This window comes from Haloparvum alkalitolerans (assembly GCF_050122995.1).
Taxonomy (GTDB): Archaea; Halobacteriota; Halobacteria; order Halobacteriales; family Haloferacaceae; genus Haloparvum; species Haloparvum alkalitolerans.
The window spans coordinates 20,253-43,998 of the sequence record NZ_JBNLIA010000016.1; the positions used below are offsets into that span (position 1 = coordinate 20,253).

Consider the following 23,746-nt stretch of genomic DNA (forward strand, 5'->3'; position numbering starts at 1 on the left):
ACGCGAGCGCAGAACCGAGATATTGAGTGTTCAAATCATAATAGGGGATGGGGAAGACACCCGTTCTCTTACCGCCGTTTCGTGTGGCGATTCCACACGGTCGTTATGCGGAAAACTCGCGGGATTTATATCCGGGGCGACCGCATCTCGGATCGATATGGGACAGACGATTACGGAGAAGATCCTCGATAACCATCTCGTCGAGGGCGAGCTGACGCCCGGAGAGGAGATCGGTATCGAGATCGACCAGGTGCTCACACAGGACACGACCGGCACGATGGTCTGGCTCCAGTTCGAGGCGCTGGAGATGGACGAGGTCCAGACCGAGCTGGCCGCGCAGTACTGCGACCACCAGACGTATCAGTTCGACTTCAAGAACACCGACGACCACCGCTTCCTGCGCTCGGCGGCGGGCACGTACGGCGCCTACTTCTCCCGGCCCGGGAACGGCATCTGCCACCAGGTCCACAAGGAGAACTTCGCGGCGCCGGGCAAGACGCTGCTCGGCTCCGACTCGCACACGCCGACCCCCGGCGGGCTCGGCCAGCTCGCGATCGGCGCGGGCGGGCTCGACATCGCTGTCGCGATGGGCGGCGGCGCCTACTACGTCGAGATGCCCGAGGTCGTCAACGTCCACCTCGAGGGCGAGCTGCCCGAGTGGGCGACCGCGAAGGACATCGCGCTCCACCTCCTCGGCGAGCTGACCGTCAAGGGTGGCGTCGGCAAGGTGTTCGAGTACACCGGGCCCGGCGCCGAGTCGCTCTCCATCCCCGAGCGGACGACGATCACCAACCTCGGCACCGAGCTCGGCGCCACCTCCTCCATCTTCCCGACCGACGAGAAGACGAAGGACTGGCTCGCGAAGCAGGGCCGCGAGGACGAGTTCGTCGACCTCCAGCCCGATGCGGACGCCGAGTACGCCGAGGAGATCACGGTGAACCTCGACGACCTCGAGCCGCTCGTCGCCGCGCCGTCGATGCCCGACAAGGTCGCCCCCGTCAGCGAGTACGAGGGCACCGACGTCGAACAGGTCATCATCGGCTCCTGTACGAACGGCGCCTACGAGGACATCCTGCCCGGCGCGAAGATGCTCGAGGGCCGCGAGGTCGCGAAGCACACCGAGATGATCGTGGCGCCCGGCTCCAAGCAGGCGTCCGAGATGCTCGCTCGCGAGGGCTGGACCGCGGAGATGATGGCGGCCGGCGTCAACTTCTCCGAGGCCACGTGCGGTGCCTGTATCGGCATCGGCCACGTCCCCGCCTCCGACTCCGTCTCGCTGCGCACGTTCAACCGCAACTTCGAGGGCCGCTCCGGCATCGAGGACGACTCCGTCTTCCTCTGCTCGCCCGAGGTCGCGACCGCCGCGGCCATCGCCGGCGAGATCGTCGACCCCCGCGACCTCGCGGACGAGCTCGGCGACCTCGAGGCGCCCGGCCTGGAGATGGGCGAGTCCTACGGCCCCGGCATGGGTCAGGACGACCCCGACATCATCACCCCCGAGGAGGCCATCGACGACGAGCTGATCAAGGGCCCGAACATCGGCGACGTGCCCATCCGTGAGGGCATCGACTCCGACATCAGCGGCGAGGCGCTGCTGAAGATGGAGGACAACATCACCACGGACCACATCATCCCGGCGACGGCGGACATCCTCAAGTTCCGCTCGAACATCGAGAAGCTCTCCGAGTTCACGCTCTCGCGCGTCGACGACACGTTCGCCGACCGCGCGCTCGACGCTGACGGCGGCGTCCTCGTGGCCGGCGAGAACTACGGTCAGGGCTCCTCGCGCGAGCACGCCGCGCTCTGTCCGATGTTCCTCGGCATCGAGGCCGTCTTCGCCCAGAGCTTCGCCCGCATCCACAAGGCGAACCTGTTCAACTTCGGCATCGTCCCGCTGGAGATCGACGCGGAGACGTACGAGAAGATCGACCAGGGCGACGACATCGAGATCCTCGACGACGTGGACGCGGCCGTGCGCGAGGGCCAGGAGACGTTCACCGCCCGCGTGAACGACGACTGGGAGTTCACCGCGGAGCTCGACGCCTCCGACCGCGAACTCGACATCCTCGCGGCCGGCGGCAAGCTCTCGTGGACGAAAAAGCAGCACCAGTCCGGCAGCGGCGCCGCGCCCGCCGACGACTGAGGACCGCCAACCGCCCCGTTTTTGCCGATTTTTCGCGGACCGCGAGCGCCCTCGCGAGCGCCTGGTGCGTCGCCGTGGCCGTCCGCCGTCGGGCTTATGAGTCGACCGCCCCTGAGCCGAGGCGTGCACGAGGAATCGGCGAACGTGACCGTCCGCGGGGCGCGCCGCGAGGACCTCCTGTCGGTGCTCCGCATCGAGCGCGCCTGCTTTGCGGACCCGTGGCCCTACGACGCCTTCGAGCGGCTGGTCGAGGAGCCGGCGTTCCTCGTCGCGGTCCGCGAGGGCGCGGTCGTCGGCTACGTCGTCGGCGACGTGATGCCCAACGCCGGCCGCGACATCGGCCACATCAAGGACCTCGCCGTCCATCCGGACGCGCGCGGTCGCGGGATCGGTCGCCGGCTCCTCCGGAACGGGCTGGTGCAACTCGCCGGGGCGGGCGCGGTCGTCGTCAAACTCGAGGTCCGGGAGAGCAACGAGGTCGCGCGGTCGCTGTACCGCGACGAGGGGTTCGAACCGGTGCGGCGCGTCGGCGGGTACTACGGCGACGGCGAGGACGCGCTCGTTTTGCTGCTCGACCTCGGCGAGTGGGGCGCGCAGTAGTCGGAGGTCGGCGACGCGGCGGGAGGATGGCGACGCTCAGAGCTCGCGCGCGACGAGTTCGCCCCACGGCTCGAAGCCGTGGCGGTCGTAGAAGGCCCGCGCGCGCTCGTTCGCCGGGTCCACGTCGAGGACGACCCGGTCCAGCGGCAGGTCCTGGTCCCGGGCCAGCGCGAGTGCCGCGTCCATGAGGTCGTCCGCGACGCCCGTCCCGCGGTAGGCGGGGTCGAGGTACACCTCGTTTATCACCGCGGCGTCCCAGACGAAGGCCATCGTCTCCGGGAGGAGGAAGACGTAGCCGACGACGCCGTCGCCGTCGTCCGCGACCGTGAGACACCGCTCGTCGGAGGCGCGACAGCGGTCGACCCACGCGAACCACTCCTCGCGGTACTCGTCGGTCAGTTTCTCCGCGTAGACTGTCGCCTTCTCCTCGCCGCCGGTGTTCTCGCCGAGGCCGGTCTCGAAGGCGCGCTTGCACGCCCACAGGTCCGCGGCGTCCGCGTCCGCGTACGGTCGGATCTCCATGCGGCGCCTTCGCCGACCGCGGCCGTGAGGGTTGCGACTGCGGAGGGGCGGTCGGTGCGGTTCGGAACCGGGCGTCCGCGCTCGAGGCTCGACAGGTGTCGTACCCACCTTTCGATACCCTTTTGCGGGTCTCGGACGCACCGTGAGCCCATGAGCGAGACAGCCCGCGAGGAGCTCGCCCGGCGCATCGCCGGCGAGATCACCCTGAGCGACGACCCGGGAGCCACGCTGCGCAAGTGGCGGACGGACTTCGACGTGTCCCAGACGGAGCTGGCCGACCAGCTCGGGGTCTCCTCGTCGGTGATCTCCGACTACGAGAGCGGGCGCCGGGAGAGCCCCGGCATCGGCGTCGTCCGCCGGACCGTCGACGGGTTGCTCGACATCGACGAGGCCCGCGGCGGCGGCCGACTCCGGCAGTACGCCCGGGTGCTCTCGGCGGGCTTCGAGAGCGACATCGTCCACGACCTCCGCGAGTACGCGACCGCGGTGCCGATGGACGAGTTCTACGACGCGATGGGCGCGACCGAGATCGTCTCGGGCGACCGCGACCACGTCTACGGCCACACGGTGATCAACTCCATCGAGGCGATCACCCGCCTGTCCAGCGAGGAGTTCTACCGGCTGTACGGCCAGTCGACCAACCGCGCGCTGGTGTTCACCGGCGTCAGCCGCGGGGAGTCGCCGCTGGTCGCGATGCGCGTCGTCACCCCGACGCCGAACGCGGTCGTGCTCCACGGCATCGAGGAGGAGGACCTGTGGCCCCACGCCGCGGACCTGGCCACCATCGACGGCTTCTCGCTGGCGGTCACGACGCAGGACTTAGACGAGAGTCTGGAGACGCTGCGGGAGCTGTAGGCGGCGGACGCTGCAGCGCCGAGCCGAGCCGCGACCCTACTTCACGAACTGCAGCAAGTCGTCGCGTTTCGCCTCGTGGAAGCGGTTTCTGAGACACTCGTTGAGCGCCTCGATGTCGCCGCGCTTGGCGCAGATCGGGGCGATCGCCTCGCCCTCCCACTGCTGCCACGGCGGGTAGAAGCCGAGGCGGTCGCAGATGGCGTCGAGGCGCTCGTCGCGGTCGTCGACCTTGTCCATCTTGTTGACGGAGACGATGGGGTCGATCCCCACGTCCCGGAGGAACGACACCATCTCCACGTCGTGGGGAACGTTGCCGCGCTCGGCGTGGCGGTCGATGATGTCGACCGCGCTCTTGCCGTCCACGACGACGACCCCCGCGAGGATGGCCTCGGCGTTCTCCTCGACGTACCGGACGATGTCGGTCTTGATCGCCTCGCGGCGCTCGTCCTCGACGCCGGACATGAAGCCGAAGCCGGGGAGGTCGGTGAACATGAAGTCCTGGCCGGTCCAGTCGTAGTGGTTGGGCTGGCGCGTCACGCCCGGCTTCCCGCCCGTGTCGAACGAGTGGCCCGTCAGCTCCCGCATCAGCGTCGACTTCCCGACGTTCGACCGCCCCACGAGGACGACCTCCGCGTCGCGGTCCGGTCGGTCTTCGAACATACGCGGCGTAGACGGTCGAGGCGGTTAAACGCCGCGTGTACGTGTGGCGGATTTCTCGGGAGCGGTCTCCGCGGATCCGCGAGGTGGAGGTGGTGCGAGTTTGGATTCTTCGCGCGATGCTCTCTACTACTGATCTGGCTCTGCTGCTTTGGACAGCAACACCCAGAAATCCCCAGCCGGCTGCCCCGTTCAGTCCCACCCCGCACAGCCCCGCACCGCAACCGCACAGCACCGCAGCCTCACGCCTCCCCAGCCTCGGCCGCGGGCCGGGCGCGGAACCGCACCGCATCGCGCCCGGCCCGCGACCTCCCTCGCGCGGTCGCGGCGACGCGCGTCGCGGTCGCCGCGGCGCGCGCCGACAGCACCGCACGGTGTCGCGGAGCAGAGCGTCCGAACGGCCACGGGCGGGGGGTTCCCCCTCCGCTTCCGAAGCACTCATTCGCGTTCGTCCCTCTTCTCCCGATAATGAGTCATCAACTTCCCGACGTACAGGCGAGCGAGCCGGACGTCGCGGTCGGCCTCTCGCAGGTCGGCGTGACCGGCGTCGAGAAGCTCGTCAAACTGGCGCGCGAGGACAAGCGCCCCATCGTCCTCATGGCCGAGTTCGAGGTGTTCGTCGACCTCCCGAGCGGTCGCAAGGGGATCGACATGTCCCGCAACATGGAGACGATCGACGAGATCCTCGAGGAGATCACCCGCGAGGAGGCCTACCGCGTCGAGGACGTCTGCGGCGACGCGGCCGAGCGCCTGCTGGCGAAACACGACTACACCTCCACGGCGGAGGTCCGCATGGAGGCGGACCTGATCACGCGCGAGGAGACGCCCGCGTCGGGCCGACAGACGCAGAACACCGCGCGGATCATCGCCTCCGCGGAGGCGACCGAGGAAGGCACCCGCGAGGAGATCGGCGCCGAGGTCACCGGCATGACGGTCTGCCCCTGCTCGCAGGGCATGTCCGAGTCCCGCGCCCGCGACAAGCTCCACGATCTGGGCGTCGACGAGGAGACGACCGAGGAGTTCCTCGACGCCGTCCCCCAACCCGGTCATTCCCAGCGCGGACACGCGACGCTGACCGTCACCGCGAACGGCGATCCCGAGGTCGACCTCGGCGACGTCATCGACATCGCGCGCGACGCCATGAGCGCCCGCATCTACAACATGGCCAAACGCCCCGACGAGGACCACATGACGTTCGCGGCCCACTCCGACGCGAAGTTCGTGGAGGACTGCGTCCGCGCGCTCGCCGAGAGCACGGTCGACGAGTTCGACCATCTCGATGACGACGCCGTGATCCGCATGGCCCAGTCGAACGACGAGTCGATCCACCAGCACAACGCGCACGCCGAACGCGAGGTCACGATGGGGCAGCTGCGCGCCGAACTGAACGGCGACTGACCGAGGCCGTCACGTCCTCCTCCCTCCCCTCCATCTCCTCCCGGCCTCACCCGAACCGCAGCGGCTCCGCCTCCTCCCACCGCGGCTCGAACTGCGCTTTCACGTCGGCCGCGAACTCCGGGTCCTTCAGGTCGATCATCGCGAACGGCTCGTCCTCGGAGAGCGGGTGCGGCACCTCGATGCAGGTCTCGACGCCGTCGAACAGGTTGAACGTCCCGTCGACGCCCTCGGCGGTCCGCACCGCGAACCCGTCGTGGTCGGCCAGCTCGGCCGTGTAGCGCCGCCCGACGCTCCGGGGGAGCTCGTCGACGACCGCCGGCGACAGCAGGACCCTGATCTCGACGCCCCGGTCGAGCGCCGCCTCCAGCTGTTCGGTCACCTGCTCGCCGATCGACCCGAGGTCGAACCCGACCGTCGGCCCGCCGGCGACGACGACCATGCGTCGCTCGGCGGCCGCGATGCGCTCCAACAGGAGGTCCGTCGTCTCCTCGGCCCCGACCGCGGCGGTCCAGAACTCCCCCTCGACCGGCTCGGCGGACTCGAGCTCCGTCGAGAGCTCGTCGACGACGGACTCGTACTGCTCGGCCCGCTCGGCCAACTCCCGCTTCTTGGCGTCGAGCAGTCGGTCCAGCGCTGCGTCCGGCTCCACCGCGACGTACTTCTTGGGCCGGCTCGCCGCCTGACTCCTGACGAGGTCGTGCTGTTCGAGGCTGTTGAGCACGTCGTAGATGCGGCCCATCGGCACCTCGCTCGCCCGCGAGAGGTCCTTCGCGGTCGTCGGTCCGGTCCGCAACAGCGCGCGGTAGGTGCGCTCCTCGTACTCCGAGAGCCCGAGGTCCCGTAAACTCGCCATACCGGACCGACTCCGCCGAGACTCATAAACGCACCGGGGGTTTACCGCCGTGCCCTCCGACGACGGAGTGCTCGAATCGGTGCGGAGCCGGCGTCGATTCGCGCTACGCGATTACGTCCGCGACGCGCGCCATCAACTCGTCCGGGGTTGTCGCCGGGTCGGCGGTCCGGTCGCCCACGCGGACGACGGCGGCCCCCTCCTCGACGTCGAGCGGTCCCGCGCCGCGATGCGCGTTCGGGACGACGACCTTCTCGTGGTCGGCGACCCGCAGCGCGGCCCGGTGGAGGTCGCTGCCCGGTTCGGTGCCGACCGCGACGAGCGTCGACCCGCGCGTCAGCCGGCCGACGAGGCTGCCGTAGCCCGCAACCTGGACGCCGAACCGGTCGGACGCGCCCGCGAACGCGGCGGCCGTCTCGCGGGCCACCGCCTCGTACCGCTCCTCGCCGGTGACGAGTGAGAGGTCCAACAGCGTCTCCGCCATCTCCACGTTGCCGTCCACGGGTCGGAACGGGCGGTCGAGGAGCGCCTCGCCCTCCCGCGGCCCGTCGACGAACGACCCACCGTCGTGGAGGCGCTCGATCGCGCGGTCGGCGACCGTCCGAGCGAGGTCGGCGCCCTCGCCGAGGACCGACTCGGCACGGACGAGCGCGGCGACGACCCGGGCGGCGTCCTCGAGCAGGTCGGTCTCGCCCACGGCGTCGCCGGCGCGGAACCTGGTGACTGCGCCAGTCTCGGCGTCGATCAGGTCCCGGCGGAGGACGCCCAGGATCCGCTCGGCGTACTCGCCGGCGCGCTCGTCGTCGGTGTAGGCGTGGAACGCCAGCATGGCGTCGGCCGCGAGGGCGTTGCCGCCCGCGTAGACGGTGAGGTCCTCGCGCGGGGCGTCGAGGTCGGCGCGGTCGCCGGCGCTGCGGGCGTAGTAGGCGCGGCCCATCCCCGGCCCGAGGCTCCCGCCGACGCCGACGCCGGTCCAGAGGTCGTCGGTGAGGAACGACACCGCGCCCGCGGCCGGCTCGCGGTAGGCCTCCTCGCCGGTGTAGAGGTAGGCGTTCGCGAACGCCCGGAGGACGGCCGCGTTCGTGTCGAGGGGCTTCTCGTAGTGCACGTCGGTCCAGTCGCGGCCGCCCGCGTAGCGGAAGAAGCCGCCGGCGACCTCGTCGGTGAGGTGGTTCCGGACCGCATCGAGCGTGCGGAGGGCGCGGTCGCGGTCGCGCTTGAGCGCGAACTCGACGGTCCGCGGGAGCGGGAACTTCGCGTCGTCGCCCCAGCCGGCGTGTTCCTCGTCGAACTTCACGTCCAACTGCCCGACGAGGTGCTCCTCGATGGCCTCCGTCACCTCGCCGGCCGGCGGGAGGTCGCCCGCGAGCGCCCGCGGGACGCGCCCGGCGTCGGCGCCCTTCTCGGCGTACATTTCGCGGACCGAATCGAGCACCTGGCGCATGCCCTCGGGGTCGAGGTAGCCGGCGCCCGTCAGCAGGGTCCCGTCGGGCGCGAGGAAGACGGTCGAGGGGAACCCGCCCATGTTGTACCGCTCGCGGACGCGGGGGTTGCGGTCCACGTCGACGCGGACCGGCACGAAGCCGTCGTTGACGTTGGCCGCGATCCGCGGCTCCGCGTACGTCTTCGCCTCCATCTCGTGACAGTCTGCACACCACGTCGCCGTGAGCGAGAGCAGCACCGGCCGGTCGGTCTCCGCGGCCGCGGCGAACGCTTCCGGGCCCCACTCGCGCCACTCGACGCGCGTCTCAGTCATGGCCGGAACTGGGAGGGGCGCGAGGGTAAGCGCTTCGAGACGGCGGGGGCGACCCGCCCGGTGCCGGCGTCGGAGGCCGCCGACCGGGGTTCGTAACGCCTTACCGCGGCGAGCGCCGCGCTCCTCTATGAACGCGATCCACGTGGCCGCCGGGACCGGCGTCGCGCCCACGGAGATGGCCTCCTACGACGCGGCGCTCGCCGACGCCAACCTCCACAACTACAACCTCGTCTCGGTCTCCTCGGTCGTCCCGGCCGAGGCGACCGTCGAGGCGGTCGACCGCGCCCCCGACCTCGGTCCGGCCGGCAACCGCCTCACCGTCGTCGAGGCGCGACGGACCGTCGGCCCGGAGGGCGCGAGCTTTCGGCAGGGCGACGTGGCCGGTTCCGCGGAGGGCGAGACGGTCGCGGCCGACGCCGACGAACGGGAGAATGGGTCCGAGATGGACGCCGTCGTCGCGGGCCTCGGCTGGGCGACCGGGCCCGGTCCGGGGCTGTTCTACGAGGTGACCGGCACCGACGCCGCGGACGTACGCGAGCGCATCGACGCCGGGTTGGACGCGGGCGCCGAACTCCGCGACTGGACGCTCGACGACCGGGAGTGTCTCGTCGAGGCCGCGACCCCGACGCCGGACGCGTACACGACGACGGTCGTCGTGGCCGCGTACGGCGAATCGGAACCGGTGCTCTGAGGCGCCGAGCGACACCGCCGACGCCTTTTTACCTCGCGTTCTCCAACTCCCCTCACCCTCAATGAACGGAAACAACCCCTACGCGGGCGCTCCCGGCGTCGCGGGCGCCGGCGAGCCGGAGCCGGTGGACCTCTCCCCTGACCAAGAGCGGGCGCTGCGGACCGCCGTCGCGGGGATCGTCGACCGCACGGAGTCGTACCTCCCGGACGGCTACATCGTCGGCTCCGAGCTGTCGGTGGGCACGGGCGGGGCCACCGCGACGGTCGCGGTGAACCCACCGGCCGGTCACCCCGTCTCCGCCGGGTTCGCGCCGGACCCGGAGGAGCTGGAGACCGGCATCGAAGACACCGACGCCGAGGAGGTCGCGAAGGGGCTCGCGGCCAGCGCGGCGGTACAGGTGATGAACGCGGTCGGCGACGGCGAGCTCACGCCGACGGCGAAGTAAGACGCTGCGTCAGTCGCCGCCGGGCGCTCCCGGACGGCGGTCGCGGTCGAGATGCTGTCCTTCTGCGGACGGAGTCACGCCGAACAGCGCGTAGGCGACGAGCGTCGCGGCCACGACCGCGCCGACGCCCAGCCCCAGCGTCGCCGACGACCCCACGACCGGCGCGGTCGTCCAGCCGGCCAGCAACGGGACGGGGATCGCGGCGAGGAGCCAGTCGTACTCCGACCGGCTCGGTCCGCCGTTGCCGTCGTTGCCGTCGATGCCGTCGATGATCGCGTCGCCACTATGCACCATTCGTCTCACCCGGTCGGATCGCACGGCTGGAACTCACTTAGAAATTGTCCCGCCCGGAGACGGGGAACCGGTTCGCGGCCGGACGCCGCGGTGCCGGTATCGAAGGAGGCGTCGGTACCGGTGGGTCAGTACTGGTAGTGGATCGCGCGGTCGGCCGTCTCCTCGGCCTGGGCGAGCTTCTCGCGGGCGTCCTCGAAGTCCTCGCGGCGGACCTCGGTGCGGCCGTCGCGGATGGCGAACATCCCCGCCTCGGTCGCCAGTGACTCGATGTCGGCGCCGCTGTAGCGGTCGAGGTCGGCCGCCAGGTCGCGGAGGTCGATGTCGTCGGCGACGTTCATCTCCTCGGTGTGGATGTCGAGGATGCGGCTCCGCCCCTCGGCGTCGGGCTTGGGGACCTCGATGAGGCGGTCGAACCGGCCGGGCCGGAGGATCGCCTCGTCGAGCATGTCGAAGCGGTTGGTCGCGGCCATGATGCGGATCTCGCCGCGCTCGTCGAAGCCGTCCATCTCCGAGAGCAGCTGCATCATCGTCCGCTGGACCTCCGCGTCGCCGGAGGTCTTCGAGTCCGTCCGTTTCGCCGCGACGGCGTCGATCTCGTCGATGAAGATCACGGCGGGTTCACGCTCCTGCGCCAGCTCGAAGAGGTCGCGGACGAGCCTCGCGCCCTCGCCGATGAACTTGCGGACGAGTTCGGAGCCGGCCATCTTGATGAAGGTGGCGTCGGACTCGTTGGCGACGGCCTTCGCGAGCATCGTCTTACCGGTCCCCGGCGGGCCGTGCAGCAGGACGCCGCTCGGCGGGTCGACGCCGACGGTCTCGAACACCTCGGGGTTGTCGAGGGGGTCCTCGACCGCCTCGCGAACCTCGCGGATCTGGTCGGCGATGCCGCCGATGTCCCCGTAGGTCACGTCCGGCGACTCGTCGACCTCCATCGCCTGCGCGCGGGCGTCGGTCTCGTCGTCCAGCACCGTCTGGACCGAGAAGGAGTCGTTGATCGCGACGCGGTCGCCCGGTTCGAGGTCGCCGTCCATCCGGGTGGACGCCTGCGTGAACACCTCCTGGTTGTTGCCGTGCTGCTTGATGACGATGCCGTCCTCGGTGATCTCCTCGACGGACGCGATGTACAGCGACGAGGTCTTCAGCACCTCGTTCTCCCGCTTCAGCTCGTCGACGTCGTCCTTGAGGTCGTCGCGGCGACCCTGCGCGTCCTCGAGCCGCCGCTCCAGCTCCTCGTTCACCTGCACGATCCGCTCGTAATGTTTGCGGATCGCCTCCAGCCGCTCCGCCTCGGTCATCTCGGGGTCCAACTCGAGGCGGGGACGGTCCGGGAGTGATGGGCTGTGGGACATTCGTTGCCCGCGCTACGGTTCGCGCGTAAATGTGCCTTTGGGTCGGCGAAACGCGACCCCCGAGCGGTATCCGGAGCCCGCCGCCCCGGAGCGCGTCCCCGCGGAGACCTCCGCCCGCCGTCCGGGCGTGCGGATCGCCGCGGTCGAAGCGGTGACAGAAACGGACTGTCGGCGGTCGCGGCCGGCGAGTGAGAACCCGGCTGCGGCGGTGGGCTGCGGGCCGGGAGCTCAGTCCGACGCGCGGCCGCCGCCGCCCGAGAGCACGTCGCGGCCGTCGCCGGTGATGCGGTAGACCACCTCGCCGCTGACCGACTCCACCAGCCCGGCGTCGCGGAGCGCGTCGCACCGCCGCTCGACGTGGGGCGCGTGGAGTCCCGTGTTGCTCGCGACGAGCGCCGGGTAGTCCGCTCCCGACTCCGCGAGGTACGCGAGCACTCGGACGTCGGTGCTGTTGAGGTCTGCGGACGGGTCTCCGGCTGCGCCGTGGGACATGATCGTGACAAATGTTACCATTGGCCATATACCTTGCGCCCGTTCCCGCCGGTCGGGAGCCTGCACGCGGAGAGGTCGCTCGCGGGGCGGCCGCTCACCGCCCGAACGCGAGGCGGGAGATGTCGTCCGCCCGGTTCATCAGCACCGTTCCGAGCGTCGCGGTGACGAGCACGTAGCCGACCGTGAACGCGGGGAGCGTCTCGCGGAACACGGGCGTCGTTCCGGCGGCGGCGAGGAACGCCGCGATCACCAGCGAGAACTCCCCGCGCGGGGCGAGCGCGCAGCCGACCCGGACCGCGCGCGTGGCGTCGAGCCCGTACGCGCGCCCGGCGAGGTACCCCGAGACGAGCTGGCCGGGGACCGTCACCGCCACCGCGACGGCGACCGGGAGCGCCGTCGCCGCGAGCAGCCGCGGGTCGGTCGCGGCCCCGACCGCGAAGAAGAACAGCGCGGCCGAGAGGTCCCGGACCGGGACGACGAGCGTCTCGATGCGCTGTACGTGGCTCGTCCGCCCGAACGCGGTACCGACGAAAAAGGCGGCGACCGCCTCGCTGACGCCCGAGACGATCCCGAGGCCGGCCACGAGCGCCGCCACGCCCAACACTCCGAGCAGGAACAGCTCCGACGAGGTCGTCGAGAAGGCCCGCTCCAGCCGATCGGCGCCGTAGTGCGCGATCGCGACCACGACCCCCACGAACGCCGCGGCGGTCCCGAGCGAGCGCAGTAGCGTCTCCGGCTCGGCGACGCCCAGCAGCACCGCCGACAGCACCGCGAACGCGGCCGCGGTGAGCACGTCCTCGATGACGACCACCCCGAGGATGGCGTCCGACTCCGCGTCGGCGATCCAGCCGAGGTCCAGGAGCGACTTCGCGATGATCACCGTCGAGGAGTTGAAGACGATCAGCGCCAGGAACGCCGACTCCAGCAGCGACCAGCCGAACGCGAGCCCGATCAGGACGCCGATCGGGGCGCTGATGAGCACGTCCGCCGCCCCGGCCCGCACGAACTGCGCTCGGTTCGTGAACAGCTGTTCGAGGCTCAGCTCCAGTCCGACGAAGAACAGGAGCAACACGACGCCGAGTTCCGCGAGCAGCCGGAACGTCCCCGGGTCGCGCACGAGCGACAGCGACAGGTCGCCGACCGCGGGCGCGAAGGGGCCGACCGCCAGCCCCACGAGGATGTACGCGGGGATGACGGAGTAGCCGAGCCGTCGGCTCGCGCCGCCCGCGGCGGCCAAAAGCACCAGCACCGCGCCGGCGACCGCCAACGGGGGGAGCGTCGGGAGCCCTGAAGTACCCTGAAGCGAGAACGCGGGGAGGGAGGCGGCGGTCACGGTCAGCCCTCAGTCGTCCGCGGGCGTCGGGTCGCCGCCGTCTCCGTCCCCGGTTCCGCCCTCGGTTCCGTCCCGTTCGGCGAGCATCGGCGTCCCGTCCGCGCGTGGGCCGAGCGTCGGGCCGTGGGGGCCGTCGTCGGGGTCGATCCGGCGGCGTTTCTCGTAGTCCGTCGAGCGCTCGACCGGGACGCGGCCGATGGCGGTGATCATCTCGACGTAGTCGTCGAAGCTCCGGTACTCGCCGTACTGCCCGCCGGCGCGCTTGGTGATCTCCTCCGAGAGGATGGTGCCCATGAAGTCGTCCGCGCCGCAGTTGAGCAGTTTGAGCCCGTGCTCGTCGCCCGACTTCACCCACGAGGACTGGATGTGGTCGACGTTGTCCAGGAAGAGGCGCGCGACCGCGACCATGAGCTCGTCCTCCGCGAGACTCGCCCCGCCGTCCACGACGCCGTGTCTGTAGAGGGGCGTGTTCTCGTGGACGAACGAGAGCGGAACGAACTCCGTGATTCCGCCGGTTCTGTCCTGCAGGTCGCGGACGACCTTCAGGTGCTCCACGCGGTGGGCCGCGTTCTCGACGTGGCCGTACATGATCGTCGCGGTCGTCGGCAGGCCGGCGGCCATCGCGCCCTCCATCGCGGCGACCCAGTCGTCCGTCCGGATCTTTCCCGGGCAGATCACGTCGCGCACCTCGTCGACGAGGATCTCCGCCGCGGTGCCGGGCGCGGAGTCGAGCCCCGCGGCCGCGAGTTCGCGGTAGACGGCCTCGTAGTCCCAGTCGGTGCCGCGGCGGGCGTGGTACGCCTCCTCCGGCGTCATCGAGTGGAGGTGCACGTCGTCGACGGACATCGCCGCCATCTGCTCGAGATACGTCCCGGGGTCGGTCGCGTACGCCGCGGGCGGCTTGTAGTTCACCGCGCTCGCGGGGTCGTCGTACCCCTGGAGGATCTCGTGGTGCTCCTCGTTCAGCGCGAAGGCGGGGTGGAGCCCGGAGACGGAGGTCACCTCGTAGATGCCCATCTCGAGGGCGTCCGCGACGACCGCCCGCGACTCCGCGGGCGTCTTCGTGAACCCCGAGTGCTCGACGTCCGCGTCCGCCTCGAACGCGTGAGCGGTGTTCTTGAAGTTACAGAACAGACAGCCCGTGTTGCAGGCGGTGGTGACGTTGTTGTTGAGGTTGGCGACGAACGTCACCTCGTCGCCGACGACCGCGGCCCGCCGCCGGTCCGCGGCCTCCAGCACCTGCTCTTTGCGTTCGGGGTCGATCCCCTCGCGGTCGGTGCCGGTGGTAATCAGCTCGATCCCGTCGTCGACCGTCAGCCGGTCGCCCGCGCGAGCCTTCGCCAACGCGTTCTCGAAGGACTGGTCCGTCTCGGGGACCACCTCGAACTCGACCGCCTCGGGGTCGACCTCGCGCGCGTCGGTCATGGTTCCCCCTCACCGTCGGGACGTAAAAAGCGGGGCGGTCAGCGGAGAACGCCGCCGGGAGGTCTCAGTCCGCCGCCTCTTCCTCGTCGAGTCCGGGCGCGGCGCTGGGGTCCACGTCCGCGGGCTCCTCGCGCTCGCCGCCGACCACCGTCTCGCCGTCCTCCGTCTCGACGTAGGCGTCGTCCGCGAACCCCGCCTTCGCGTTCTCGTACTCCGGCTCCGTCAGCTTCTCGGGCGTCTCGGGGGCCTCCGCGATCCCCTCCGGCGGGCGGAACTCCCCGAGCGGATCGTCGATGGTGATCCCGTGTTTCGTGAAGAATTCCTCGTAGCGGCGGTAGTGGGGTTCGATCTCGTCGCCGGGGATCTCCATCATCTCCGTCCAGCCGTGGTTGAAGAAGTCGAAGTTGGCCTGGACGTGGGTGATCTCACGGGCCTTCGCCTCGGGGAAGCCGGCCTCCAGCGCCGTGAGGTAGGTCTCCATCGTCGCGTCGAAGAAGTCGTCGAGGTGCGCGCGGCGCTCCTCGCGGCGCTCCTCGTCGGCCTTGTTGAGGAAGATGGTCGTGTGGAGGTCGACGAGCTTGTCGTGGGCTGCCTCCCCGATCACCGGCGCGGTGAGGGCCTTCTTCGCGGCCCAGTGGCGGACGTTCTGGCGGATCTTCATACCCCAGCATTGGTGCCGTGAACCCTTCAATGTGTGGCGAACGGACCGAACGAGAGGTCCATCGGCTGCGAAAGGCGGGCGATTGCGGAAGGCCGGCGACCGCGGCGGACCGACGACCGCGGAAGCCCAGCGACCGCGACCGACGATCGGTCGGCGACACGCGGTGGATCCCTAATATTCGGTAAGGGGATCCCTTGAATCCCCATGAGAGAAACTCTCGTTCCCGGATTCGGATAGCAATCCACATTAACCCCGAATACGAACGGCCGCTTATGACCGAATCGTACGTGATCATCGGCGATGGGGTCGCCGGGTCCTCCGCGGCCGAGACGCTGCGAGAGGAGCAGCCGGACGCCGAGATCACCGTGCTCACGGACGAGGGCGAGGCCCTCTACAATCGGATCCTGATCAAGGAGTTCGCGAAGGGGAAACTGCCCGCGGCGCCCATCTCCATTCACGACGAGGAGTGGTACGCGGAGCGGGACATCGACCTCCGACTCAACACGCTGGTCGTCGACGTCGACGTCGAGGCGGACGAGGTGACGACCCACGAGGGCGAGACGTTCGCGTACGACAAACTGCTCTTGGCCATCGGCGGCACGCCGACCCAGCTCCCGGTGGACAACTCCGACGCCGAGGGCGTCCACCACTTCTGGACGTTCCAGGACGCCCGCGCGATCAAGGAGTCCGTCGAGAGCGCCGAACAGGGCGTCATCGTCGGCGCGGGCCTGCTCGGCATCGACTTCGCGGCCATCTGCGGCGCGCAGGACGTTGAGGGGAAATACCTGATGCGCGGCGACTCGTGGTGGCGGTACGCCCTCTCGAACGAGGGCGCGGAGATCATGCACGAGGCGATGCGCGAGCGCGGCGTCGAGCCGGTGTTCGACTCCGGCGTCGACCACTTCGAAGTGGACGACGACGGCCGGGTCGAGGCCGCGGTCGACCCCAACGGCGACCGCTACGACTGCGATTTCGCCGGCGTCGCCATCGGCCTCAACTTCAACACGGAGATCGTCGAGGAGACGCCGATCGCGACGGACAACGGAGTCATCGTCGACGAGTACATGCGAACCAACGTCGACAACGTGTACGCGGCCGGCGACATCACCGAGTTCCACGACGTCATCCTCGGCGAGCGCGCGCAGAACGGCGCGTGGGGCTCCGCGAAGGAGCAGGGGACGGTCGCCGCCAAGAACATGGTCGACTACGGCTCCGAGGAGTTCCGCTGGGTCTCCTCGTACTCGATCACGCACTTCGACTTCCCGTTCCTCTCCTTTGGCCACCCGACCCTCGGCGACGACGAGGTCGAGGCCACCACCGGCGAGGGCGAGTGGCGCAAGCTCGCGCTGAAGGACGGCAAGATCGTCGGCGGCGTCCTCATCGGCGACCTGGCCCCCCAGTCCGCCTACAAGCAGCTGATGCGCGAGGAGCGCTACGTCGCCGACCAGAAGGAGACCCTGATGCAGGAGGGGTTCTCGGTCGACGACCTGAAGGCCGCCTCCGAGCAGTAGACGCCGCGAACCGTCCGTTCTCCGTTTCCCCGTCCGCGGCCGCGGTCGGGCGAGCGCGTTCCCCGCAGCCCGAAGCGAAGCCGTTTTCGCCCCGCGCAGGTATCCTCGCGTATGGACAGCGGCGGATCTTCGGACATGACGTTGGCGTTCGAGCTCGAGGCGTTAAAGCGGCTCGCGGACCCGAACGCCGTGTTCAACGGCGCGCGCCAGTGGACCGAGTACGTCGGCGTCGTCTCCGAGAAGCCGACGTACGTCGTCACCAACTTCACGCGGAAGCACCGCGTCCGACAGGACTTCTTCTCGGGCCCCCGCGGCGTCGAGGAGAGCCTGGAGAACATTTTGCGGCAGTTCGACACCGATCGCCACGTCTTCGTCGGCACCAGCGAGGAGGACGAGGCGGTCGCGGAGGCGGCCGGCTGGGAGTTCCTCGACGTCGAGGCCGCCGCGGAGGCGGCGGGTTGGACGCTCGCGGGCGACGACCCGGAGGAAGAGTCGTCCGCGGAGTCGACGCGGGACGACTGGCCCTGAGACGGGGTGCAGAATTTCTGGGTTCGAACTTTTCCAATTCCCGTTGTAGAGTCTGTTGACCGGAATCGGACGCTCAGAACTTCTCAATCGGCTCGTCCTACTGCGGTTTTTCTGGGTCTGTCGTAGATCCTACTGATCTGGACAGCAACGTCCAGAAAGCCCCAGCCGGCTCGACCCGCCGGGCCTCGCTGCGCGCTCGCACCTCTCCGCCGCGCGGGACAAACCGCGTCCCGCTGGCCTCCAGCGTGCAGTAGCGCGCTGGAGACACCGCCCGGCGCGAGTGCTTGCGTCGTCCGGGCGGGATCGAGCCGGCTGCCCCTTTCAGTCCCACCCACCACACAGCACCGCCCCGCACCGCAACCGCACAGCAGCCTCGCACCTCCCCAGCCTCGCCGCAGCCGCGGTCGCGCGACCGCAACGCACCGCAGCGCGACCGCGGCCGCCGCCTCCCTCGCGCGCGTTTCTCGCGCGCGCCGACCGCCCCGCACGGTACCCCGAACGCACGCGAACGAGCCATTCCCGCCGCGCGTGCAGTCTGGTTGGCCGCCGTCAGAGTCCGGTCCGCGCGTGGGCTGTTCGTTCTCGGAGAAATCGGCGGCGAAAGTCGACGAACGTCCGCCTTGTCGGAGATCGATCGTCCCGCCGCGTGGGAGTCGAGCGGGAGGCTTTTCGTCGGAGAACCCGAACCGAGGGGTATGGCTCAGGCGACCACGGAGTTCGGCGAGTGGCCCCTCAAGCGGCTGATGACCGAGGTCTGCGGCTCCGGCCCGAAGTCGGCCGAGGACCTCACGCGCGCGCAGGCCCGGGAGGCGTTCGAGCGCATCCTCGCGGACGAGCCCGACCCGACGACGCTGGGCGCCTTCTGGCTCGCGAACCGCTGGAAGAAGAACAACCCCGAGGAGCTGGCGGCGTTCACGGACACCATGTGCGAGCGCGTCGAGTACGCGGAGCCCGACTGCGACCCCGTCGACTGCGGCGCGAACTACGACGGGAAGGAGCGGTCCGCGCTGCTGGGCGTCGCGGCGGGCGTCGTCGCCGCCGCGGCCGGCACCCCGGTGGTCGCCCACTCCGGCGACCGCGTCCCCTCGCAGAAGGCGGACGCCTACAAGCACGTCCTCGACGAGTTGGGCGTCGCGACCGAGCTGACCCCCCGCGACTCCGCCGCGATGGTCGACGAGGTCGGCTTCGGCTTCTACTACCAGCCGGCGTTCAACCCCGCGATCGACGACCTCTGGGAGCGCCGGGACATGATGGGCGTCCGGACGTTCGTCAACACCGTCGAGACGCTGGCGAACCCCGCGGGCGCGTCGGTCCACCTCGGCTCCTTCTACCACCTCGCGTTCGCCAAGAAGGTGATCGAGACGTTCGAGGCGAGCGAGTTCCACGACCTCGACCGCGTCCTGATGTTCCAGGGGATGGAGGGGTACGACGACGTGCGTCCCGGCTACACGAAGGTCGCCGAGTGGGAAGCCGTCGGCACCGAGGGCGGCTCCAGCTTCGAGGACTTCGAGATCGAGACCGCCGAGTACGGGATGGACTTCGAGACCGAGGACCTCGGCGTCGAGGACGTGGCCGCCGACTCAGCGACCATCACCGAGGAGGTGCTCGCCGGCGAGCGCGAGGACCGCTTCGCCGACGCCGTGGCGCTCAACGCCGCGCTCCGGATCTACGCCCGCGAGGACGCCGACACCATCGACGAGGGACTGGCGGCCGCCCGCGAGGCGATCGCCGACGGCTCCGCGGCCGCGACGCTGGAGGAACTGCAGGCGTTCTGAGACCCTGCGCTCGGAGCGACTACTCTTCGACCACGGTGAACCGGGCCGCGAACCGCCGTTCCCAGTCCTCGCCGCGCGCGTCGATCTCGAAGCGGTACTCGCCGGGCTCGAACGCGACCGCCTCCTCGATCCCCGCGCCGGGACCCGGCTCATCGGCGGCGTCCACCGTGACGCGACCGCCGAGGTCCCAGCAGTCGCCGTAGCGAAGGACGCCGCCGAGGTCGGTCCGGATCTCCCGACGGTCGGCGGAGACCCACTCCCCGCCCTCCCGTCGCTTCACGGCCCAGTGGTCCGGCCCGAGGGTTACCTCCTCGCCCGACCAGTTGCAGAGCTCGGCGGACAGCGTCTCGCCGAGCGCGACCGTCTCCGGCTCCGCCCGGAGGTAGACGCGCTCGTCGCCGTCGAGCGCGTGGTAACACCGGAGGCCCGCCGGACAGGCCTCCCCGCGGAACGCCGAGGACTCCGGGTCGGGAAGCGCGCCGTCCGGCACCGGCGGGTCGTCGCCGGCTTCGACCGCGAACAGCGCGGCGTGGACGAGGTCGCCGGGGTCGGGGGCCGCGACGACGAAGGCGTACCGGCCGGGGCGGAACGCGACGGTCTCCCCGGCCGTCGTCTCGTCGTCCGGCGCGTCGCCGTCGACGGCGAGCTGCACGTCCCACTCGTGGGTCTCGCCCGGTTCGACGTGGTCCTGATAATCCTCGATGGCGTCGCGGTCGGTCGCGGAGCGCCACGCCCCGTCGCTCCGGTCGTAGCGAAGCACTTCCCAGTGGTACGGGCCGAACGGGACCGCCTCGTCGGTCCGGTTGTGGAGCCGCATCCGCACCGTCCCGCCGAGCGTCCCGACCTCCGAGACGGGTTCCAGAAGGACCGCCTCGTCGCCGTCCGACCGGTGGTAACACCGCACCTCGTCGTCGGGGTCGATCCACCACCCGGCGTCGGCGAGGTCCGGGCACGGCTCCGTGTAGAACCGCGAGTCGATATCGACTTGCTCCGGGGACCCGGGGCGGTCGGTAGTCGTGTCGTCCGCCGTCGCGGCTCCGTCGTCACTCGGGGTCCCGGCGGTCGGCGCGGTACGGTCGGCACAGCCGGCCAGCAAGGCTCCGGAGCCGACGGCTGCGAGGAGGGCGCGGCGTCGCATGGAGGAGACTGCTCGCGGGGCCGATAAGTGTCTTCGGGGCTACTCGGTCGAGCGCGCACTCGGGAAGTCGTCGAACGACTCCACGCGGTAGTCGCCGAGGACGCAGCGGCCGCGCTCCTCGTGGCCGAGGCGTTCGACGTGGACCGCGTCGAGGCCGGCGTTCCACGCGGCGCCGACGTCGCTCGCACCGTCTCCGGCGTAGTAGCCGCGGTCGCCCGCGGCGGGGTCGACGCCGAGGTCGGCCATCGCCAGTTTCACCGGGTCCGGGTCGGGCTTCCAGCCCGTCTCCTCGGTGCAACAGACCACGGTGTCGAAGTGGTCGCGCAGGTCGAGTCGGTCGAGCACCGGGTCCGCGAGGAACTGCTGGCAGTGCGTGACGAGGCCGGTCGGCCCCTCGACGCTCGCGAGCAGGCGCGCCGCGTCGTCGTGGAGGTAGGTCGCCTCGGCGCGGGCGCGGGGGTCCTCGTTCGCGTGGAATGCCTCCCAGAACGCCGCGGGGTCGACGCCCCACTCGCGGAGCGTCCGGTCCCGCGAGCCCCCGAGCCCATGCCAGAGGACCCGCGCCTCGGCGTCCGAGAAGTCGCGGCCGAGCGCGTCGCCGACGCCGTCGAACACCTCGCGCGTGTAGCGCCACTCCGCGTCGACGAGCGTCCCGTCGAGGTCGAACAGGTGGAAGTCGTAGGCGTCCGCGACCATCGGCGGGAGGTAGTCGGTCGGCGGACATGGCCCTTTCGGAGGCGGACCAGTCCGCGCAGGGCCGGCTTCGCTCAGACGCGTCGCCGCGCCAGCACCGCCGTCAGCGCCACCGACAGCGCGGCGACCGCGGGGCCGAAGCCGGGCGCGCCGGCGTCGGTTTCCTCCGTGGTGCCGTCGGCGCTCGCCTCCGCGGGAGCGACCGTCGCCGTCGCGGTCGCGTCGCCGAGTGCTATCGTCGTCTCGCCCGGCTCGTCGAGCGAGACGGTGGCGCTGAACGTCGTCGACTCGCCCGCGTCGAGCCGGACCGTCTCCGTCGACACCGTCTCGCCGCCGACGACGAGCGCGAGGTCGCGCTCGGCGGGGATCGCCTCGTCGTTGCCGACGGTCGCGGTGACGGTCACCTCGTCGCCGGCGGTCACTCGGTTCGGCTCGACGGCGAGGTCCGAGACGGTCGCGGTCGCGGGCTCCGTCACGACCACCGTGAGGCGCGTGCCGCCGACCGCCACCTCGTGTTCGCCCGGCTCGGAGAACTCGCGTTCGAAGGGCTCGACCAGCGTCTCGTTCGCCCCGATCCGGCCGCTTCGGGTCTCGACCGGCTCGCCGTCGACGGTCAGCGCGAGGTCGTACTCCCCGGCGACGCCGCCGGTGTTGACCACGGTCGCGTTCAGTTCGAGCGTCTCGCCGGTCACGAGCCTGACCGGGTCGCGCTCGACCGGGCGGTTGCGGTAGGGGCCGCTCGCGCGGACCGCCTCCGCGTCCGCGAGCGAGAACCCGATCCGGGCCGGGAGCCGGCCGAACGCCTCGTCGTGCGCCTCGCGGTCCCACGTCCCCGGGACCGCGTCCGTCGTCGTGTATCGCTCCGCGCTCTCGCGGGCGTCGCCGCCCGCCGCCTGCCCCACGTGCTCCAGGAATCGGTCGCCGGTGACGGGCTCCCCGGCGGCGTTCAGTTCGCGGAAGACCGTCCCGAGCGACGCCTCGCCGTCGGTCGCCAGCCGGATCCGGCGGTCGATCTCGCCCGCGACGAGGCCGCCCTTCGTGTACTGGGCGTAGTTCGCCCACGTCCCGGGGTCGGACAGCACCGCCGACGCCTGCGGGTCGCGCTCGCCGCGCGCGAGGACGCTCCGGAAGTCGGCGAACTCCGTCTCGCCGCGCTCCAGCGTCAGCAGCGCGGCGTAGTAGGTCGCGGACGCCTCGGTGAACCACCGGGCCGACGCGGTCGTCTCGTAGCCCTGCCTGGTGTGGACGTACTCGTGGACCCAGACGTTGTCCGCGGTGTCGAGCCGCTCCTCGTCGCGGACCCACACGTCCGCGTCCCCCGTCTGGAGCCCCCTGACGCCCCACGTGACCTCGCCGGTCGGCGCCGCGACGGCGAAGACCTCCGGGTCCCGGTCGCCGACCTGCATCGCCCCGGAGGCGTGCTCGAGCGAGTCGAGCACCGCGGCCGGCGGTTCGGCCATCTCGGCCGCCTCGGGGACGATCAGTCGGAACCGCTGGCCGTTCGCCTCGCGCGTGACCGTCTCGTGCGGTCCGAGAAAGGCCATCGCGCGGCTCGCGGCGCCCTCGCCGTCGACGCGGTTCTCGCGGACGAACTGCACGTCCCGCGTGCTCCGCCAGCTCGCGCCGATCGCGGGCGGGCGGACGAGCGCCCAGTCGCCCGCGTCCGCGAACAGGTAGTCGCCGCGTCCCCCCAGCGGCCCGCTCTCGTCGACCGTCCGGTTCGCGGGCATCCGGTAGGTCAGCGTCGGCTCCTCGGTCGTCCCGTCCCAGCGCCAGACGCCGTCGCCCTCGCTCGCGAACCCGTCCGCGCGCACGTCCCGTGCCCCCGCCGGGAGCGTCAGCCGGAACTCCGTCACCGCGTCCGGCAGCGACACGCGCGAGGTGGCGCCGTACTCCCCCCGAGCGTCGACCTGCCGGAGCGCGCTCTCGAGCCGGATCGCGTCGCTGCCGGTCTGGTCGGTCAGGTCCGGACGTCGGCGGTCGAACGCCTCGTCGGCCGGAGCCGTCCCCGCGACCGTTTCGGCGGCGGCCGCGGTCTGGGCCGACGCGCCGGCGTCGGCGACCGCGGCGTCCGCGGACGCGTTCCCGCCGACCGTCCCCGCCAGCGGCGCGGCCGTCACCGCGACCGCCAGCAGGACCGCGAGCGCGAGCCGTCGGTGCGTCTTCATGGCGGAGGAAGGATCGGGACCCGCTTAGTGGTGGGGGATCGAACCGGCGCCGCGGCTGGCGGGCGGTGTCAGAAAAACGGTGCTCGACGCGGGGTGGTTAGGTGACGGTCACGCGACGTTGAACCCCTTCTCGCGGAGGAAGTCCTCCACGCGGCCGGAGTGGTTCCCCTGAAGTTCGATGGCGCCGTCCTCGACGGTGCCGCCGCAGGCGAACTTCGATTTGAGGTCCGACGACAGCGAGTCGAGGTCCACGTCCTTGGGGTCGAATCCTTCGATGACCGTTACCTCCTTACCGTATCTACGCTCGTCGATGCGGATGCTGATCTGCTGGGACTCCTTGGCGACGTCCTCGCAGACGCAGAGTTCCTGGGGCAGCCCGCACGTCGAGCAGACTTCCGACATTACAGCCTGAGACTACTGGACGGCGGTATTAAATAGTGTCGGGAGGGGGCGCCGTGGCGG

The 23,746-nt window shown here is 70.8% G+C and carries 23 protein-coding genes; 9 read left to right on the top strand and 14 right to left on the bottom strand.

The features are described from left to right. The first annotated feature begins 157 nt into the window (after positions 1-157). Both ACQE3L_RS14350 and rimI read left to right on the top strand, forming a co-directional pair. Positions 158-2,143, top strand: coding sequence for an aconitate hydratase (locus ACQE3L_RS14350; RefSeq protein WP_426964553.1), 1,986 nt, complete (start codon positions 158-160; stop codon positions 2,141-2,143). Positions 2,144-2,239: 96 nt separating this feature from the next. Further along, positions 2,240-2,743, top strand: a complete 504-nt coding sequence (gene rimI, locus ACQE3L_RS14355) for a ribosomal protein S18-alanine N-acetyltransferase (RefSeq protein ID WP_426964554.1) — start codon at positions 2,240-2,242, stop codon at positions 2,741-2,743. Between the two features lie 36 nt (positions 2,744-2,779). Here rimI and ACQE3L_RS14360 read toward each other — a convergent pair whose 3' ends face one another. Next, positions 2,780-3,265: a GNAT family N-acetyltransferase gene (locus tag ACQE3L_RS14360; RefSeq protein ID WP_426964555.1), complete on the bottom strand. Its 486-nt coding sequence runs from the start codon at positions 3,263-3,265 to the stop codon at positions 2,780-2,782. Between the two features lie 150 nt (positions 3,266-3,415). Here ACQE3L_RS14360 and ACQE3L_RS14365 point away from each other — a divergent pair, with 150 nt between their 5' ends. Then, positions 3,416-4,120 carry a helix-turn-helix domain-containing protein gene (locus ACQE3L_RS14365; RefSeq protein ID WP_426964556.1) on the top strand — a complete coding sequence of 235 codons (705 nt, stop codon included), beginning with the start codon at positions 3,416-3,418 and terminating at the stop codon, positions 4,118-4,120. A 36-nt stretch (positions 4,121-4,156) separates the two neighbouring features. Here the strand turns inward: ACQE3L_RS14365 and engB are convergent, their stop codons facing one another. After that, complete coding sequence (engB, locus tag ACQE3L_RS14370; RefSeq protein ID WP_426964557.1) at positions 4,157-4,780, bottom strand: GTP-binding protein EngB; 624 nt, start codon at positions 4,778-4,780, stop codon at positions 4,157-4,159. Positions 4,781-5,245: 465 nt separating this feature from the next. Here engB and mptA point away from each other — a divergent pair, with 465 nt between their 5' ends. Then, on the top strand, positions 5,246-6,175 hold the full coding sequence (mptA, locus tag ACQE3L_RS14375) for a GTP cyclohydrolase MptA (protein WP_426964558.1): 930 nt from the start codon (positions 5,246-5,248) through the stop codon (positions 6,173-6,175). 46 nt (positions 6,176-6,221) lie between these two features. Here the strand turns inward: mptA and ACQE3L_RS14380 are convergent, their stop codons facing one another. Next, the gene (locus ACQE3L_RS14380) at positions 6,222-7,028 is read right to left on the bottom strand and encodes a TrmB family transcriptional regulator (protein WP_426964559.1); all 807 of its coding nucleotides are present in this window, start codon (positions 7,026-7,028) and stop codon (positions 6,222-6,224) included. Between the two features lie 103 nt (positions 7,029-7,131). Further along, positions 7,132-8,781 carry a DUF255 domain-containing protein gene (locus ACQE3L_RS14385; RefSeq protein WP_426964560.1) on the bottom strand — a complete coding sequence of 550 codons (1,650 nt, stop codon included), beginning with the start codon at positions 8,779-8,781 and terminating at the stop codon, positions 7,132-7,134. A gap of 127 nt (positions 8,782-8,908) precedes the next feature. Here ACQE3L_RS14385 and ACQE3L_RS14390 point away from each other — a divergent pair, with 127 nt between their 5' ends. Next, complete coding sequence (locus ACQE3L_RS14390) at positions 8,909-9,472, top strand: pyruvoyl-dependent arginine decarboxylase (RefSeq protein ID WP_426964561.1); 564 nt, start codon at positions 8,909-8,911, stop codon at positions 9,470-9,472. Positions 9,473-9,533: 61 nt separating this feature from the next. Next, complete coding sequence (locus ACQE3L_RS14395) at positions 9,534-9,917, top strand: DUF5811 family protein (protein WP_426964562.1); 384 nt, start codon at positions 9,534-9,536, stop codon at positions 9,915-9,917. Positions 9,918-9,926: 9 nt separating this feature from the next. Here the strand turns inward: ACQE3L_RS14395 and ACQE3L_RS14400 are convergent, their stop codons facing one another. The 6 genes from ACQE3L_RS14400 to ACQE3L_RS14425 all read right to left on the bottom strand — a co-directional run bounded on the left by ACQE3L_RS14400 (position 9,927) and on the right by ACQE3L_RS14425 (position 15,471). After that, positions 9,927-10,211 (bottom strand): DUF8015 family protein, encoded by a 285-nt coding sequence (locus ACQE3L_RS14400; protein WP_426964563.1) that lies wholly within the window; start codon positions 10,209-10,211, stop codon positions 9,927-9,929. 125 nt (positions 10,212-10,336) lie between these two features. Further along, positions 10,337-11,560: a proteasome-activating nucleotidase Pan2 gene (pan2, locus tag ACQE3L_RS14405; protein ID WP_426964564.1), complete on the bottom strand. Its 1,224-nt coding sequence runs from the start codon at positions 11,558-11,560 to the stop codon at positions 10,337-10,339. Positions 11,561-11,788: 228 nt separating this feature from the next. Then, the gene (locus ACQE3L_RS14410) at positions 11,789-12,052 is read right to left on the bottom strand and encodes a DUF2250 domain-containing protein (protein ID WP_426964565.1); all 264 of its coding nucleotides are present in this window, start codon (positions 12,050-12,052) and stop codon (positions 11,789-11,791) included. 94 nt (positions 12,053-12,146) lie between these two features. After that, positions 12,147-13,385 carry a cation:proton antiporter gene (locus ACQE3L_RS14415; RefSeq protein ID WP_426964566.1) on the bottom strand — a complete coding sequence of 413 codons (1,239 nt, stop codon included), beginning with the start codon at positions 13,383-13,385 and terminating at the stop codon, positions 12,147-12,149. 9 nt (positions 13,386-13,394) lie between these two features. Then, positions 13,395-14,810 (bottom strand): 7,8-didemethyl-8-hydroxy-5-deazariboflavin synthase subunit CofH, encoded by a 1,416-nt coding sequence (gene cofH, locus ACQE3L_RS14420; RefSeq protein WP_426964567.1) that lies wholly within the window; start codon positions 14,808-14,810, stop codon positions 13,395-13,397. A 64-nt stretch (positions 14,811-14,874) separates the two neighbouring features. Beyond that, positions 14,875-15,471, bottom strand: coding sequence for a DUF6149 family protein (locus ACQE3L_RS14425; protein ID WP_426964568.1), 597 nt, complete (start codon positions 15,469-15,471; stop codon positions 14,875-14,877). Between the two features lie 272 nt (positions 15,472-15,743). Here ACQE3L_RS14425 and ACQE3L_RS14430 point away from each other — a divergent pair, with 272 nt between their 5' ends. From ACQE3L_RS14430 to ACQE3L_RS14440, 3 genes are all read left to right on the top strand, one after another. Further along, positions 15,744-16,982 (top strand): NAD(P)/FAD-dependent oxidoreductase, encoded by a 1,239-nt coding sequence (locus ACQE3L_RS14430; protein ID WP_426964569.1) that lies wholly within the window; start codon positions 15,744-15,746, stop codon positions 16,980-16,982. Positions 16,983-17,093: 111 nt separating this feature from the next. Further along, positions 17,094-17,510: a DUF7124 domain-containing protein gene (locus tag ACQE3L_RS14435; protein ID WP_426964570.1), complete on the top strand. Its 417-nt coding sequence runs from the start codon at positions 17,094-17,096 to the stop codon at positions 17,508-17,510. A gap of 695 nt (positions 17,511-18,205) precedes the next feature. After that, positions 18,206-19,285, top strand: coding sequence for an anthranilate phosphoribosyltransferase (locus tag ACQE3L_RS14440; RefSeq protein ID WP_426964571.1), 1,080 nt, complete (start codon positions 18,206-18,208; stop codon positions 19,283-19,285). 19 nt (positions 19,286-19,304) lie between these two features. Here ACQE3L_RS14440 and ACQE3L_RS14445 read toward each other — a convergent pair whose 3' ends face one another. The 4 genes from ACQE3L_RS14445 to yciH all read right to left on the bottom strand — a co-directional run bounded on the left by ACQE3L_RS14445 (position 19,305) and on the right by yciH (position 23,686). Further along, positions 19,305-20,423 carry a hypothetical protein gene (locus ACQE3L_RS14445; RefSeq protein WP_426964572.1) on the bottom strand — a complete coding sequence of 373 codons (1,119 nt, stop codon included), beginning with the start codon at positions 20,421-20,423 and terminating at the stop codon, positions 19,305-19,307. A gap of 39 nt (positions 20,424-20,462) precedes the next feature. Next, positions 20,463-21,119, bottom strand: a complete 657-nt coding sequence (locus tag ACQE3L_RS14450) for an HAD family hydrolase (RefSeq protein ID WP_426964573.1) — start codon at positions 21,117-21,119, stop codon at positions 20,463-20,465. Between the two features lie 71 nt (positions 21,120-21,190). Further along, positions 21,191-23,284: a CARDB domain-containing protein gene (locus tag ACQE3L_RS14455; RefSeq protein WP_426964574.1), complete on the bottom strand. Its 2,094-nt coding sequence runs from the start codon at positions 23,282-23,284 to the stop codon at positions 21,191-21,193. Between the two features lie 108 nt (positions 23,285-23,392). Next, entirely contained in the window at positions 23,393-23,686 is a 294-nt protein-coding gene (yciH, locus tag ACQE3L_RS14460; RefSeq protein WP_058366189.1) for a stress response translation initiation inhibitor YciH, read from the bottom strand. Positions 23,687-23,746 lie beyond the last annotated feature (60 nt).

Excerpts from the sequence above, each read along its gene's own strand:
- ACQE3L_RS14350 (WP_426964553.1), top strand. The coding sequence starts at position 158 with ATGGGACAGACGATTACGGAGAAGATCCTCGATAACCATCTCGTCGAG.
- rimI (WP_426964554.1), top strand. The coding sequence starts at position 2,240 with ATGAGTCGACCGCCCCTGAGCCGAGGCGTGCACGAGGAATCGGCGAAC.
- ACQE3L_RS14360 (WP_426964555.1), bottom strand. The coding sequence starts at position 3,265 with ATGGAGATCCGACCGTACGCGGACGCGGACGCCGCGGACCTGTGGGCG.
- ACQE3L_RS14365 (WP_426964556.1), top strand. The coding sequence starts at position 3,416 with ATGAGCGAGACAGCCCGCGAGGAGCTCGCCCGGCGCATCGCCGGCGAG.
- engB (WP_426964557.1), bottom strand. The coding sequence starts at position 4,780 with ATGTTCGAAGACCGACCGGACCGCGACGCGGAGGTCGTCCTCGTGGGG.
- mptA (WP_426964558.1), top strand. The coding sequence starts at position 5,246 with ATGAGTCATCAACTTCCCGACGTACAGGCGAGCGAGCCGGACGTCGCG.
- ACQE3L_RS14380 (WP_426964559.1), bottom strand. The coding sequence starts at position 7,028 with ATGGCGAGTTTACGGGACCTCGGGCTCTCGGAGTACGAGGAGCGCACC.
- ACQE3L_RS14385 (WP_426964560.1), bottom strand. The coding sequence starts at position 8,781 with ATGACTGAGACGCGCGTCGAGTGGCGCGAGTGGGGCCCGGAAGCGTTC.
- ACQE3L_RS14390 (WP_426964561.1), top strand. The coding sequence starts at position 8,909 with ATGAACGCGATCCACGTGGCCGCCGGGACCGGCGTCGCGCCCACGGAG.
- ACQE3L_RS14395 (WP_426964562.1), top strand. The coding sequence starts at position 9,534 with ATGAACGGAAACAACCCCTACGCGGGCGCTCCCGGCGTCGCGGGCGCC.
- ACQE3L_RS14400 (WP_426964563.1), bottom strand. The coding sequence starts at position 10,211 with ATGGTGCATAGTGGCGACGCGATCATCGACGGCATCGACGGCAACGAC.
- pan2 (WP_426964564.1), bottom strand. The coding sequence starts at position 11,560 with ATGTCCCACAGCCCATCACTCCCGGACCGTCCCCGCCTCGAGTTGGAC.
- ACQE3L_RS14410 (WP_426964565.1), bottom strand. The coding sequence starts at position 12,052 with ATGTCCCACGGCGCAGCCGGAGACCCGTCCGCAGACCTCAACAGCACC.
- cofH (WP_426964567.1), bottom strand. The coding sequence starts at position 14,810 with ATGACCGACGCGCGCGAGGTCGACCCCGAGGCGGTCGAGTTCGAGGTG.
- ACQE3L_RS14425 (WP_426964568.1), bottom strand. The coding sequence starts at position 15,471 with ATGAAGATCCGCCAGAACGTCCGCCACTGGGCCGCGAAGAAGGCCCTC.
- ACQE3L_RS14430 (WP_426964569.1), top strand. The coding sequence starts at position 15,744 with ATGACCGAATCGTACGTGATCATCGGCGATGGGGTCGCCGGGTCCTCC.
- ACQE3L_RS14435 (WP_426964570.1), top strand. The coding sequence starts at position 17,094 with ATGGACAGCGGCGGATCTTCGGACATGACGTTGGCGTTCGAGCTCGAG.
- ACQE3L_RS14440 (WP_426964571.1), top strand. The coding sequence starts at position 18,206 with ATGGCTCAGGCGACCACGGAGTTCGGCGAGTGGCCCCTCAAGCGGCTG.
- ACQE3L_RS14445 (WP_426964572.1), bottom strand. The coding sequence starts at position 20,423 with ATGCGACGCCGCGCCCTCCTCGCAGCCGTCGGCTCCGGAGCCTTGCTG.
- ACQE3L_RS14450 (WP_426964573.1), bottom strand. The coding sequence starts at position 21,119 with ATGGTCGCGGACGCCTACGACTTCCACCTGTTCGACCTCGACGGGACG.
- ACQE3L_RS14455 (WP_426964574.1), bottom strand. The coding sequence starts at position 23,284 with ATGAAGACGCACCGACGGCTCGCGCTCGCGGTCCTGCTGGCGGTCGCG.
- yciH (WP_058366189.1), bottom strand. The coding sequence starts at position 23,686 with ATGTCGGAAGTCTGCTCGACGTGCGGGCTGCCCCAGGAACTCTGCGTC.